General features: G+C 69.2%; 12 protein-coding genes, 1 rRNA gene and 1 riboswitch. Of the genes, 12 read left to right on the forward strand and 1 reads right to left on the reverse strand.

What is annotated here, in order from left to right:
- The 11 genes from rrf to NLX86_RS25565 form a co-directional block, all read left to right on the forward strand.
- Positions 1–87 (forward strand): 5S ribosomal RNA (gene rrf / locus NLX86_RS25515); the annotation flags it as partial.
- A gap of 144 nt (positions 88–231) precedes the next feature.
- On the forward strand, positions 232–840 hold the full coding sequence (locus tag NLX86_RS25520) for a CDP-alcohol phosphatidyltransferase family protein (RefSeq protein ID WP_254374130.1): 609 nt from the start codon (positions 232–234) through the stop codon (positions 838–840).
- Positions 841–955: 115 nt separating this feature from the next.
- Positions 956–3,451: a mannose-1-phosphate guanyltransferase gene (locus tag NLX86_RS25525; RefSeq protein WP_254374131.1), complete on the forward strand. Its 2,496-nt coding sequence runs from the start codon at positions 956–958 to the stop codon at positions 3,449–3,451.
- Positions 3,452–3,548: 97 nt separating this feature from the next.
- The gene (locus tag NLX86_RS25530) at positions 3,549–4,469 is read left to right on the forward strand and encodes a DUF881 domain-containing protein (RefSeq protein WP_254374132.1); all 921 of its coding nucleotides are present in this window, start codon (positions 3,549–3,551) and stop codon (positions 4,467–4,469) included.
- Positions 4,466–4,798 carry a small basic family protein gene (locus tag NLX86_RS25535; protein ID WP_003970459.1) on the forward strand — a complete coding sequence of 111 codons (333 nt, stop codon included), beginning with the start codon at positions 4,466–4,468 and terminating at the stop codon, positions 4,796–4,798. Before NLX86_RS25530 ends, NLX86_RS25535 begins: the two co-directional genes overlap by 4 nt.
- A 5-nt stretch (positions 4,799–4,803) precedes the next feature.
- The gene (locus NLX86_RS25540; protein WP_254374133.1) at positions 4,804–5,571 is read left to right on the forward strand and encodes a DUF881 domain-containing protein; all 768 of its coding nucleotides are present in this window, start codon (positions 4,804–4,806) and stop codon (positions 5,569–5,571) included.
- Positions 5,572–5,620: 49 nt separating this feature from the next.
- Positions 5,621–6,553: an FHA domain-containing protein gene (locus NLX86_RS25545; RefSeq protein WP_254374224.1), complete on the forward strand. Its 933-nt coding sequence runs from the start codon at positions 5,621–5,623 to the stop codon at positions 6,551–6,553.
- Positions 6,554–6,570: 17 nt separating this feature from the next.
- Complete coding sequence (locus NLX86_RS25550) at positions 6,571–7,308, forward strand: MerR family transcriptional regulator (protein WP_254374134.1); 738 nt, start codon at positions 6,571–6,573, stop codon at positions 7,306–7,308.
- A gap of 52 nt (positions 7,309–7,360) precedes the next feature.
- On the forward strand, positions 7,361–7,834 hold the full coding sequence (locus tag NLX86_RS25555) for a bifunctional nuclease family protein (protein ID WP_006123076.1): 474 nt from the start codon (positions 7,361–7,363) through the stop codon (positions 7,832–7,834).
- Between the two features lie 168 nt (positions 7,835–8,002).
- Positions 8,003–8,608, forward strand: a complete 606-nt coding sequence (locus tag NLX86_RS25560; protein WP_254374135.1) for a MerR family transcriptional regulator — start codon at positions 8,003–8,005, stop codon at positions 8,606–8,608.
- A 68-nt stretch (positions 8,609–8,676) separates the two neighbouring features.
- Positions 8,677–10,242 (forward strand): DNA polymerase IV, encoded by a 1,566-nt coding sequence (locus tag NLX86_RS25565; protein WP_254374136.1) that lies wholly within the window; start codon positions 8,677–8,679, stop codon positions 10,240–10,242.
- Here NLX86_RS25565 and NLX86_RS25570 read toward each other — a convergent pair.
- Positions 10,131–10,547 (reverse strand): PRC-barrel domain-containing protein, encoded by a 417-nt coding sequence (locus NLX86_RS25570; protein WP_254374225.1) that lies wholly within the window; start codon positions 10,545–10,547, stop codon positions 10,131–10,133. The two genes, NLX86_RS25565 and NLX86_RS25570, sit on opposite strands and share 112 nt — an antisense overlap.
- 101 nt (positions 10,548–10,648) lie before the next feature.
- Positions 10,649–10,747: riboswitch (glycine riboswitch) on the forward strand.
- 185 nt (positions 10,748–10,932) lie between these two features.
- Between NLX86_RS25570 and gcvP the strand changes: the two genes are divergently transcribed.
- Entirely contained in the window at positions 10,933–13,818 is a 2,886-nt protein-coding gene (gene gcvP / locus NLX86_RS25575; RefSeq protein WP_254374137.1) for an aminomethyl-transferring glycine dehydrogenase, read from the forward strand.
- Positions 13,819–13,907: the final 89 nt, after the last annotated feature.

Below are 13,907 nucleotides of genomic sequence, written 5' to 3' on the forward strand. Positions count from 1 at the left end.
GGTTACATTCCGAACCCGGAAGCTAAGCCTTTCAGCGCCGATGGTACTGCAGGGGGGACCCTGTGGGAGAGTAGGACACCGCCGAACAATCATTGTGGGAAAGCCCCGCACCTTATGGTGCGGGGCTTTTCTGCGTTCAGGGGGCCAGCCGGCACCCCGTGCACCGGGCGGCCGTGGCTGAAGGTAAGGTCATGAGGCATCGTTGGTACGTTTCTCACTGGAGGCCCCCGGGTGGAGGTCCAGGAGACTCGCGTTCAGACGGACCGGGTCCTCACCATCCCCAACATCCTGAGCATGGCTCGCCTCGCCGGCGTGCCCTTGTTCCTGTGGCTGATCCTGCTGCCCGAGTTCGGCGGACCCAGGAGTGACGGCTGGGCCCTGCTCGTCCTGATGCTCAGTGGAGTGAGTGACTACCTCGACGGAAAGCTCGCCCGGCGCTGGAACCAGGTCAGCAGCCTCGGACGTCTGCTCGACCCGGCTGCCGACCGGCTGTACATCCTTTCCACCCTCTTGGGGCTGACGTGGCGGGAGATCCTGCCTCTCTGGCTGACCGCGGCCTTGCTGGCCCGTGAGCTGATGCTGCTGGTGATGGTGTGGATCCTCCGCCGACGCGGCTATCCGCCCCCCCAGGTGAACTTCCTCGGGAAGGCCGCGACCTTCAACCTCATGTATGCCTTCCCGTTGCTTCTACTCAGTGACGGCAGCACCTGGCTCGCCTCGCTGGCCGCAGTTTTCGGATGGGCGTTCGCAGGATGGGGTACAACCCTCTATTGGTGGGCAGGGATCCTTTACGTGGTTCAGGTCCGCCGCCTCGTCAAGGCGGACGCTGCAGCCGATTGAGCTCGCTCGTGCGGCGCTGAGCAATGGCCCCGAACCCCCGCGCTCTCATCTGCGGGTATGTCCGGACGGGCGCAGTCGGCTAGACCGTCGTCTCTTCAAGGAGGACGCTTCCGACATGAAGGCCGTTGTGATGGCTGGTGGTGAAGGCACTCGCCTTCGCCCCATGACCTCGAGTATGCCCAAGCCACTCCTGCCGGTGGTGAACCGGCCGATCATGGAGCATGTGCTGCGGCTGCTCAAGCGGCATGGGCTCAATGAGACCGTCGTAACCGTGCAGTTCCTGGCATCCCTCGTCAAGAACTACTTCGGTGACGGCGAAGAGCTCGGTATGGAGCTCACCTATGCCAATGAGGAGAAGCCACTCGGTACCGCCGGCAGCGTGAAGAATGCTGAGGAGGCGTTGAAGGACGACGCCTTCGTCGTCATTTCCGGCGATGCGCTTACCGACTTCGACCTGACCGACCTGATCAGGTTTCACAAGGAGAAGGGCGCCCTCGTCACGGTGTGCCTGACCCGGGTGCCCAATCCACTCGAATTCGGCATCACGATCGTGGACGAAGAAGGAAAGGTCGAACGTTTCCTGGAGAAGCCGACCTGGGGCCAGGTCTTCTCGGACACGGTGAACACCGGCATCTATGTGATGGAGCCGGAGGTCTTCAATTACGTGGAGGCCGATGTTCCCGTCGACTGGTCCGGCGATGTCTTCCCGCAGCTGATGAAGGAAGGCAAGCCCATCTACGGCTATATCGCCGAGGGCTACTGGGAAGACGTCGGTACGCACGAGAGTTACGTCAAGGCCCAGGCCGACGTACTCGAAGGCAAGGTCGACGTCGATATCGACGGCTTCGAGATCTCGCCCGGTGTATGGGTCGCCGAGGGTGCCGAGGTGCATCCCGACGCGGTGCTCCGAGGGCCGCTTTACATCGGTGACTACGCGAAGGTCGAAGCCGATGTGGAAATCCGTGAGCACACCGTCGTGGGGTCCAATGTCGTAGTGAAGTCGGGGGCGTTCCTTCACCGGACCGTCATCCACGACAACGTCTACATCGGCCAGCACAGCAATCTGCGCGGCTGTGTCATCGGCAAGAACACCGACGTCATGCGGGCCGCCCGTATCGAAGACGGTGCGGTGATCGGTGACGAGTGCCTGGTGGGCGAGGAATCGATCATCCAGGGCAATGTCCGCGTTTATCCGTTCAAGACGATCGAGGCCGGCGCGTTCGTCAACACATCGGTCATCTGGGAGTCGCGCGGGCAGGCGCACCTCTTCGGCGCACGCGGGGTCTCCGGGATTCTGAACGTCGAGATCACACCGGAACTGGCCGTCAGGCTGGCCGGGGCCTATGCCACCACGCTGAAGAAGGGCTCCACGGTCACCACGGCGCGTGACCACTCGCGTGGTGCCCGCGCGCTCAAGCGCGCGGTGATCTCGGCCCTGCAGGCCAGTGCCATCGACGTACGCGACCTCGAGAACGTACCGCTGCCGGTGGCCCGGCAGCAGACCGCCCGCGGCAGCGCCGGCGGAATCATGGTGCGCACCTCACCCGGCGTGCCCGACTCGGTGGACATCATGTTCTTTGACGAGCGGGGAGCGGATCTGTCGCAGGCGGGCCAGCGAAAGCTGGATCGCGTGTACGCGCGCCAGGAGTACCGGCGGGCCTTCCCCGGGGAGATCGGCGACCTCCAGTTCCCCGCGAGCGTCTTCGACTCGTACACCGGTTCGCTCCTGCGGCATGTGAACACGACCGGTGTGGCCGAGTCGGGCCTGAAGGTCGTCGTGGACGCGTCCAACGGCAGCGCCGGGCTGGTGCTTCCCAGCCTGCTGGGCCGACTGGGCGTGGACTCCCTCGTCATCAATCCGGGACTCGATGAATCCCGGCCGACCGAGACGCCCGACGCGCGGCGCTCGGGGCTGGTGCGGCTCGGCGAGATCGTTGCCTCGGCACGTGCGGCCTTCGGGGTGCGCTTCGACACCGTGGGCGAGCGGCTGTCGCTCGTGGACGAACGCGGCCGGATCATCGAGGACGACCGCGCCCTGCTGGTGCTTCTCGACCTGGTTGCCGCCGAGCGGCGTAGCGGGCGGGTGGCGCTGCCGGTGACGACCACGAGGATCGCCGAGCAGGTCGCCGCGTACCACGGCACGCAGGTGGAGTGGACGACAACGTCTCCGGACGATCTGACCCGGGTGGGCCGCGCGGAGACGACGATCTTCGGCGGAGACGGGCGCGGCGGCTTCATCGTGCCCGAGTTCAGCAGCGTCTTCGACGGGACGGCCGCCTTTGTGCAGTTGATCGGTCTCGTGGCCAGGACGCAGCTCACGCTGAGTCAGATCGACGCGCGCATTCCGCGGGCTCATGTGCTCCGCCGTGACCTGGCCACGCCATGGGCGGTCAAGGGCCTGGTCATGCGCACGGTGGTCGAGGCCGCCGGAGACAGGTCGGTGGACACCACGGACGGCGTGCGTGTGGTCGAGGCCGACGGACGCTGGGTAATGGTGCTGCCCGACCCTGCGGAGGCCGTCACCCATCTGTGGGCGGAAGGGCCCGACGACGCGTCCGCGCAGGCCCTCCTCGACGAGTGGTCGGCCGTGGTGGACAGCGCAGGTCACTGACGTGTCAGCGGTGTGCCGGGAGGCGTTGGACGACGCCGCCCGGCACACCGGTGGGGCCATTCGGCGGTAGCACTGCCGACGTGCGACGATGTGCGGCATGTCGCAGCAGCCCCCCGTTCGGAGCACGGCCTCGCCGCCGCCGCGGCCCGATGCGTCCATGTCGCTGCTGACCGACGTGATGGACCACAGTCTCGACGACGGGTACGCCGAGGCGTCCGCCCGCCGCGAGGCCGAGGGCAGTGCGGGGATGCCCCGCACATTGCGGGCGAAGCTCGGGCTGGCGGCCGGTCTGGTGCTGGCAGCCCTCGTGGTGACGCTCGGTGCGGCTCAGGCGCAGATATCAGCTCCGGTCCTGGCCAAGGAGCGTCAGGAGCTCATCGACCGCATCGGCAGGGAGACATCGGCGGCCGATGCGCTGGAGAAGGACGTGGACGGCCTCAGCGACGACGTGGCGAGCCGGCAGCGCGAGGCACTCAAGAGGCACGGTGGCGACCAGGCCGAACTCGTGGCGCTGCTGTCCGGCGCCACCGAGGTCAGCGGCCCCGGAGTGAAGCTGGTCATCGACGACGCCAAGGACGCTTCGCAGGGGGGCGGCGGGCCGCGGGACAGTGCCGGTTTCTCGGACACGGGCCGGGTACGGGACCGCGACATGCAGCGGGTCGTCAACGGGCTCTGGCAGTCCGGCGCCGAGGCGGTTTCGATCAACGGGCAGCGGCTGACCGCCCTGTCCGCGATCAGGGCGGCCGGCGACGCCATACTGGTCGACAACAAGCCGCTGGTGCCGCCGTACACGGTCCTCGCGGTGGGGGACGGGAAAGACCTGAGCACCACGTTCCAGGACAGCGCCGATGGCCAGTACCTGCATGTGCTTCAGGAGAACTACGGCATCAGTACCGGCATTTCCGTCGAGGCCGAGGTGCGGCTCCCGGCGGCCCCGAGCCTGACCGTACGTACAGCAGAGCCGAAGGCCGAGGGCGCCGATGAGGGCGCGGCCGACTCAGGGAAGGGTGCATCGTGATCGCGGTACTGGGCCTCGTTGTGGGAGTGGTGGTCGGACTGTTGGTCCGGCCCGAGGTGCCGGCCGTGGTCGAGCCCTATCTTCCGATCGCGGTCGTGGCGGCACTCGACGCGGTCTTCGGTGGTCTGCGCGCGATGCTCGACGGGATCTTCGTCGACAAGGTCTTCGTCGTGTCCTTCCTCTCCAACGTCGTGGTGGCCGCGCTGATCGTCTTCCTGGGCGACAAGCTGGGCGTCGGCGCCCAGTTGTCCACCGGTGTCGTCGTCGTGCTCGGCATCCGCATCTTCTCCAACGCTGCCGCGATCCGGCGGCACGTGTTCCGGGCGTGAGGCTGATGAGCACCGAGCCGGTGAACACCGAAGAACCCTCCGAGGCAGCAGAGCAGACGGGCCGCCAGCGGCTGGTCGCCGGACTCTGGCCGCCGCGCGCGTCCAGGGCCCAACTCATCGTTGCCCTGCTGTTGTTCGTGCTGGGGCTCGGGCTGGCCATCCAGGTACGGTCCACCAGCGACACCAGCGCTCTGCGCGGGGCCCGCCAGGAGGACCTCGTGCGCATCCTCGACGAGGTCGACGACCGCACGAAGCGGCTCCAGGACGAGAAGCAGCGGCTGGAGGACCAGCGCACGGAACTCGAGAACAGTTCCGACCAGGCCGAAGAGGCGCGCAAGCAGACGGTGGAGAAGGAAGCGCAGCTCGGGGTGCTCGCCGGCACGGTGGCCGCGCAGGGGCCGGGCATCACCCTGACGGTCACCGACCCGAAGGGCCTGGTCGAGGCGGACATGCTGCTGGACGCGATCCAGGAGTTGCGGGCCGCGGGCGCCGAGGCCATCCAGATCAACGACGTACGGGTCGTGGCGAACACCTTCTTCACCGACGACGAGGGTGGCGTGCGGGTCGACGGCCGCAAGATCGGTCCGCCGTACGAGTTCAAGGCGATCGGTAAGCCGCAGGACCTGGAGCCGGCCCTCAACATCCCCGGTGGCGTGATCCAGACGATGGAGAAGGAGCAGGCCACCGCCACCGTGACACGATCTCAGAAGATCGTTGTGGATGCCTTGCGACCGGCGAAGCGGCCTGACTACGCTCGGTCGTCATCGTCGTGAGACGGGTTGCGGGGGGTCGACGCACCGGAACTGCGGCGCGTGGTGGAAACTGTCTGGTGGTTACGGACGTTGTGAGATTGTCCGGGTCGGCAGGTGTGTGCATTCAGGGTTCGTCCTGCCCCACGGGCGGGTCTGTTTCGGTCAAGGGGAATCGCCCGTGAAGTTGTTTGCGAAGTTGTTCGGCAAGAGCGCACGCGAGGACGGTGGCAGTGGCACCGCCAAGCATCGTGCGCCGCGTCATGGCGAAGCGGAGGAGCAGGGCGCGGACCGCCCGTTGTTCCGCGACGAGGTCGCCGGCGCGGGCGCGTCTTCTGTTGACCCTGCGGCATCGGGCCGCATAGGTTTCGGGGAACCATCAACCTCAAGTACGGGTGGAGGGTTTGCACCCGACCCGTACGCATCCAGTGCCCCTGCGGGGCAGCCGCGGCAGGAGGATCCGTCCATGTCGGCCTTGCCGGTTTGTACGAGGTGCGGGCACCGCAACGCCGAGGCCAGTCGTTTCTGCTCCAACTGCGGAGCGCCGCTGCGGGCCGGGCTGACCCCCGAGCGCCCCTCGGAGACGACCTCGACCATCTCCATTTCCGGCCTCGAGGCGTACGAGGCGGAGGCGACGGGGCAGACCGCCGCGCCTTCGCTCTCCCCGGAGGCACAGGCAGCGGTCGACGCCCTGCCGCTCGGCTCCGCGCTCCTGGTGGTGCGCCGCGGGCCGAACTCGGGCAGCCGCTTCCTCCTCGACAGCGACCTCACCACGGCCGGCCGGCACCCGCAGAGCGACATCTTCCTGGACGACGTAACGGTCTCCAGGCGCCATGTGGAGTTCCGCCGGGGCCGGGACGGCGGATTCACCGTGGCCGACGTCGGCAGCCTCAACGGCACGTACGTCAACCGTGAGCGGATCGACTCCGTCGCACTGGCCAACGGCGACGAGGTGCAGATCGGCAAGTACCGGCTGGTCTTCTACGCGAGCCAGCGGGGCATCTGACCCGTCAGGGAAGGTCCATGCTGCGAACACCGACGGGCGGTGCCGGACACGGCACCGCCACCGCGGGCGGGCGGCTGGTGAGCATCGGAACCGTGCTCAACCTGCTGCGTGACGAGTTTCCCGAAGTCACCATCTCCAAAATCCGCTTCCTGGAGGCGGAAGGTCTTGTCGAGCCACAGCGCACGCCTTCCGGCTACCGCAAATTCAGCCCTGGGGACGTGGAGCGGCTCGCCCAGGTGCTGCGCATGCAGCGTGACCACTATCTTCCGCTGAAAGTCATTCGCGAGCACCTGGACGCGAGGGCCCGTGGGGAGCAGGTGTCCATTCCCGCGCCGCAGCGGGAGCCGGAGGCCGGCGCGCTCGACCACGAACCGGACCGGCCGACGGTCCCGCGGGTGGGCCGGGCGGAGCTGCTCGCGGCTGCCGAGGTGGGCGAGGACCAGCTCGACGAGTGGGAGTCGTACGGCCTGATCGCGCCGGCGTCCGGGGGCGGCTACGACGCCGAGACGGTCACCGTGGCCAGACTTGTGGCGGATTTGGGCCGCTTCGGCCTCGAACCCCGCCATCTGCGGGCCATGAAGGCCGCCGCGGACCGGGAGGCCGGGCTGGTCGAGCAGGTGGTGGCGCCCCTTCGCAGGCATCGCAATCCGCAGACCAGGGCGCACGCCGAGGCCACCGTGAAAGAGCTCGCCACGCTCTCCGTACGCCTCCACGCGGCGTTGGTGCAGACCTCCCTCGGGGTGCGCCTGCACTGACGCAGAGGAGCCCGACTACCCAAACCTGCCGGGCAGGTCCTAGGGTTGCTGTGTGAACGAGCTCGACGTTGTGGGTGTCCGGGTGGAAATGCCCTCCAACCAACCGATCGTGCTCCTGCGTGAAGTGGGAGGCGATCGGTACCTCCCCATCTGGATCGGACCGGGGGAGGCGACCGCGATCGCCTTCGCCCAGCAGGGCATGGCCCCCGCGAGGCCGCTGACCCACGACCTGTTCAAGGACGTGCTGGAGGCGGTTGGGCAGGAACTCACCGAGGTCCGCATCACGGACCTGCGGGAGGGCGTGTTCTACGCGGAACTGGTGTTCGCCAGTGGCGTGGAGGTCAGCGCGAGGCCGTCCGACGCCATAGCGCTGGCGCTGCGCACCGGGACGCCGATCTACGGCAGTGACGGGGTGCTGGACGATGCCGGAATCGCCATCCCGGACGAGCAGGAGGACGAGGTGGAGAAGTTCCGCGAGTTCCTCGACCAGATCTCACCGGAGGACTTCGGGACCAACAGCCAGTGAGTTTCCCGCCGGGCGCCGTCGGCGCATTCGAGTAGCCTTTCCCCGCATGGGGGTACGGGAAACCACTCTCAGGGTGATTATCACTCGGCGTGCCGAGTGTGGCGATCGTTGACGCACCCCTGGTGACTGCCTACCGTCGAGAGGGCAGGTCAAGGACGGAGGGTCGGCGTGAGAAGCAGCGGCGACGGTACGGCGGGGGGTGCCCTCGGACGCAGTCCGGGGGAGGGCGGGCCGTACCCGCTTCACGGCAGTGCGGCCGGACCCGAGCAGGTCGAACAGATCGAACAGGTCGGCTACCGCGGCCCGACCGCGTGTGCGGCGGCGGGGATCACGTACAGACAGCTCGACTACTGGGCGCGCACCGGACTGGTGGAGCCGAGCGTGCGTCCCGCCCATGGTTCGGGCACCCAGCGGCTCTACAGCTTCCGGGACGTCGTCGTCCTGAAGATCGTCAAGCGCTTCCTGGACACGGGAGTGGCTCTCCAGAACATCCGGACCGCGGTCCAGCATCTGCGCGCTCGCGGGTTCGCCGATCTGGAGCGGATGACGCTGATGAGCGACGGGGCGACGGTGTACGAGTGCACCTCGCCCGACGAGGTCGTCGACCTCCTCCAGGGCGGCCAGGGCATCTTCGGGATCGCCGTCGGGGTGGTGTGGCGTGATGTCGAGAGTGCGCTGTCCCAGCTGCACGGCGAGCGCATCGACACCGGCGAGACTCTGGTGGGGCACCACCCGGCCGATGAACTTGCCCGACGCCGCAACAGGGCCGTCTGAAGCAGGGCCGTCTGAGGCCGTACGCGCGTGACGGGGCGTTGTCAGTGGCGTAGGGCAGCATCGGTGATGTGAGAGCCGCGCCCACGATTCTGCATCTCGACATGGATGCCTTCTACGCCGCCGCCGAGCAGGCCGCGAAGCCCAGCCTGCGCGGCAAGCCGGTGGTCGTCGGCGGGCTCGGGCCGCGCGGCGTCGTCGCCACCGCTTCGTACGAGGCCAGACGGTTCGGCGTGCACTCCGCGATGCCGATGGCGCAGGCCCGGCGGCTGGCGCCCAACGCGGCCTACCTCGTGCCCCGCTTCTCCCTGTACCGCGCGGTCAGTGAGCAGGTGATGGAGCTGCTCGGCCGGCTGTCGCCCCTGGTCGAGCCGCTGAGCCTCGACGAGGCCTTCGTCGACCTGGAGGCAGGCGGGTCGGCCGACGACTCGGCGTCCGCGAGGGCGGCGGGGGAGCAGCTGCGCCGGGACATCCTGGCCGCCACCGGGCTGACCGGTTCGGTGGGGCTCGCGGGGTCCAAGATGGTGGCCAAGATCGCCTCGGAGCAGGCCAAGCCGGACGGGCTGGTCCTCGTCGAGCCGGGAACCGAGCGTGCGCTGCTGGCCCCGATGCCGGTCCGGACGCTGCCGGGCGTGGGCCCGGCCACCGGTGAGCATCTGCGGCGGTCCGGGATCACCACGATCGCGGAGCTGGCGGAGGCCGGCGAGGACGAGCTGATCAGGCTGCTGGGCCGGGCACACGGCGGCTCGCTGCACCGGATGGCGCAGGGGCTGGACGACCGGCCGGTGGTCGCCGAGCGTGATGCGAAATCGGTGTCGGTCGAGGACACGTTCGACGTCGACCTGCACGACCGGGGCCGGGTGCAGACGGAAGTGCGGCGGCTGGCCGACCGGTGTACGCAGCGGCTGCGGGCGGCCGGGCGGTCCGGCCGCACGGTCGTTCTGAAGGTGCGCCGGTACGACTTCTCGACGCTGACCCGCTCGGAGACGCTGCGGGGGCCGACGGACGACCAGGCGGTGGTGCGCGAGGCCGCCGCGCGGCTGCTGGAGGCGGTGGACACCACGGGCGGGGTCCGGCTGCTGGGGGTGGGTGTCACGGGCCTGGCGGACTTCACCCAGGAGGATCTGTTCACGCAGGCGGCGGGGAGCGGCGGAGCTGCCGCGGAGGCGGTGGGTGAGCCGACTGACGGCCTGGCCGGAGACCCGGCCGGGCAAGGGTCGGCCGCCCGGGCCGGGGGCGCCGCCAGGGAGCCGGCCGGGTCCCTGGCCGGCGGTCCCGCCGGGAACCGGGCTGAGGTGGCGGGCGCGGAGGACCCCGCTCCCCCGCCCGAGCGGCGCTGGCCGGCCGGTCATGACGTCCGGCATGCCGTGTACGGGGCGGGATGGGTGCAGGGGAGCGGGGTCGGGCGGGTGACCGTACGGTTCGAGGAGCCCGGCTCGGAGCCGGGCCGCGTGCGGACGTTCCGGGTCGACGATCCGGAGCTGGCGCCCTCCGACCCGCTGCCGCTGGTCGGAGGGCCTACGGATCAGGCGTCTTCGCTGCCGGCGAGCCGGCCGAAGTCGCGGTCCGCGGGGGACGGGGCGGGGGGCGGCGGAGGACCCGCGATCCCACCGGGGAACGAGACGTCGAGCCCGTAGTGGTGGTAGAGCTGCAGTTCCTGCTCGGGGGAGAGGTGGCGGCCCACACCGAAGTCGGGGGCGTCCTTGATGAGCGCCCGTTCGAAGGGCACCCGCAGAGTGTCGTCGACGACCTCGCTGGGCTCCAGCGGCACGAACGCGTCCCGGCTGAACAGTCCGGTGCGTACGGCCGCCCACTCCGGCATTCCTGTGGCATCGTCGAGATAGACCTCGTCGATGGTGCCGATTTTGGTGCCATTGCGGTCGAACGCCTTGCGGCCGATCAGGCTGCGCGGATCGATGTCGGTCTGCACGGTCCCTCCAATTGGTCGCAACTGCTCCGTAAAGACTACAAAAGTGCACATTTGGGGTGGCGGCCACTCGGGGGACCTCCGGAGACGGCGCTGGTAGGCTGGCTGTCGGCTGCTGACCCCGTGCGGGAGAGTCCTCCGAATGCAGTAGACGGAGGCGCCGAAGGAGCAAATCCTCCCCGGAATCTCTCAGGCACACGTACCGCACGGACGAGGTCACTCTGGAAAGCAGGGCGGGCGTCGGGCGGTATGTACCGGATCCCTTCCTCACCGACGGTGAAAGCCGGCGCGCCTCGGCGGGCCGGTGAAACTCTCAGGTTGAGATGACAGAGGGGGAGGCCGTCCGGGCACCCGCGCATTGGTGCCCCTCGCAGGTCGCGTCAGACCAGGAGGCCTCCCGATGACCGCCAACCGCATTCCGCTCGCCCAGCTGGAGCGTGGCATTCCGTTCGAGCACCGCCACATCGGCCCCGATGCCGAAGCCCAGGCGAAGATGCTCGCCCAGGTCGGCTACGGCTCGCTCGACGAGCTCACGACCGCTGCGGTACCCGACGTGATCAAGAGCGCAGAAACGCTCCGCCTCCCGGAGGCACGCTCCGAGGCCGAGGTGCTCGACGAGCTGCGCTCCCTCGCGGAGCGCAACCAGGTGCTGGCACCGATGATCGGGCTCGGCTACTACGGCACCTTCACCCCGCCGGTGATCCTCCGCAACGTGATGGAGAACCCGGCCTGGTACACCGCGTACACGCCGTACCAGCCGGAGATCTCGCAGGGCCGCCTCGAGGCGCTGCTGAACTTCCAGACCATGGTCGCCGAGCTGACCGGGCTGCCCACCTCCGGCGCCTCCCTGCTCGACGAGGGCACCGCGGCCGCCGAGGCCATGTCGCTCTCCCGCCGTATGGGCAAGGTCAAGGACGGTGTCTTCCTCATCGACGCCGACACGCTGCCGCAGACCATCGCGGTGATCGAGACCCGCGCCGAGCCGACCGGTGTCGAGATCGTTGTCGCGGACCTCTCCGAAGGCATCCCGGCCGAAGCCGCCGAGCGCGGCGTCTTCGGCGTGCTGCTCCAGTACCCGGGCGCCTCCGGTGAGGTGCGCGATCTCGCGCCGGTCATCGAGCGGGCCCACGAGCTCGGCGCCGTCGTCACCGTCGCCGCCGACCTGCTCGCGCTCACCCTGCTGACTTCGCCCGGCGAGCTGGGCGCGGACATCGCCGTCGGCACCACGCAGCGCTTCGGTGTGCCGATGGGCTTCGGCGGACCGCACGCCGGCTTCATGGCCGTACGCGAGAAGTTCGCGCGCAGCCTGCCCGGCCGTCTGGTCGGTGTCTCCGTGGACGCCGACGGAAACAAGGCGTACCGGCTGGCGCTGCAGACCCGTGAGCAGCACATCCGCCGCGAGAAGGCCACCAGCAACATCTGTACCGCGCAGGTGCTGCTCGCCGTCATGGCCGGCATGTACGCGGTCTACCACGGCGCGGACGGGCTGAAGGGGATCGCACGGCGCACCCACCGGTACGCCACGCTGCTCGCCGAGGGGCTGCGGGCCGGCGGAACCGAGGTCGTGCATGGTTCGTACTTCGACACGCTGACCGTACGGGTGCCCGGTCAGGCAGCCGCGGTCGTGGTCGCCGCCCGTGAAGGCGGGGTCAACCTGCGGCTCGTCGACGCCGACCACGTCTCTGTCGCGTGCGACGAGACCACCGGCCGCGCCGAGATCATGGCCGTCTGGGCCGCCTTCGGTATCGAGGCCGACATCGAGGCGCTGGACGAGGCCGGCGCGGACACGCTGCCCGAGGGCCTGCTGCGGCACGACGACTTCCTGACCCACCCGGTCTTCCACCAGCACCGCTCCGAGACCGCGATGCTGCGCTACCTGCGCAAGCTCGCCGACCGCGACTACGCGCTGGACCGCGGCATGATCCCGCTGGGTTCCTGCACGATGAAGCTCAACGCGACCACCGAGATGGAGCCGGTGACCTGGCCGGAGTTCGCGGCGCTGCACCCGTTCGCGCCCGTGGACCAGGCGCAGGGCTACCTCACGCTCATCCGTGAGCTGGAGGAGCGCCTCGCCGAGGTCACCGGGTACGACAAGGTGTCGATCCAGCCCAACGCAGGTTCGCAGGGCGAGCTCGCGGGCCTGCTGGCCGTACGGGCGTACCACCGGGCCAACGGCGACAGCCGGCGCACCATCTGCCTGATCCCGTCCTCCGCGCACGGCACCAATGCCGCCAGCGCCGTGATGGCCGGTATGAAGGTCGTCGTCGTCAAGACCGCCGACGACGGCGAGGTGGACGCCGAAGACCTGCGCGCCAAGATCGAGCAGTACCGCGACGAGCTCGCCGTGCTCATGATCACCTACCCGTCCACGCACGGCGTGTTCGAGGAGCACGTCGCCGACATCTGCGCGGCCGTGCACGACGCCGGCGGCCAGGTGTACGTCGACGGTGCCAACCTCAACGCGCTGGTGGGCGTGGCGCAGCCGGGCAAGTTCGGCGGCGACGTCTCGCACCTCAACCTGCACAAGACCTTCTGCATCCCGCACGGCGGCGGCGGTCCGGGCGTCGGCCCCGTCGGTGTCCGGGCGCACCTGGCCCCGTACCTGCCGAACCACCCGCTTCAGCCGAGCGCAGGACCGGAGACGGGCGTGGGCCCGATCTCGGCCGCCCCGTGGGGCTCGGCGGGCATCCTGCCGATCTCGTGGGCGTACGTACGTCTGATGGGCGGCGAGGGCCTCAAGCGCGCCACCCAGGTCGCGGTGCTCGGCGCCAACTACATCGCCAAGCGACTGGAGCCGCACTACCCGGTGCTGTACACCGGCCCCAACGGGCTGGTCGCCCACGAGTGCATCGTGGACCTGCGGCCCCTGTCCAAGGCCACCGGCGTCAGCGTCGACGACATCGCCAAGCGGCTGATCGACTACGGCTTCCACGCGCCGACGATGTCGTTCCCGGTGGCCGGCACGCTGATGATCGAGCCGACCGAGAGCGAGGACCTCGGTGAGCTCGACCGCTTCTGCGACGCCATGATCGCGATCCGCGGCGAGATCGAGCGGGTCGCCTCGGGCGAGTGGCCGGCCGACGACAACCCGCTGCACCACGCGCCCCACACGGCGGCCGCGCTGGGCGGCGAGTGGGAGCACGCGTACACCCGCGAGGAGGCGGTCTTCCCGGCCGGCGTCTCGGCGGCGGAGAAGTACTGGCCGCCGGTGCGTCGGATCGACGGTGCCTTCGGCGACCGCAACCTCGTCTGCTCCTGCCCCCCGCTGGACGAGTACGACAACTGACACGTCCGGCGCGTCCGCCCGCGGGCATGCGTCAGGGCCGGTTCGGAGAGATCTCCGGGCCGGCCCTTCGCCGTACTGTTCGTGGTTCG

This window comes from Streptomyces sp. A3M-1-3 (assembly GCF_024213665.1).
Classification (GTDB): Bacteria; Actinomycetota; Actinomycetes; order Streptomycetales; family Streptomycetaceae; genus Streptomyces.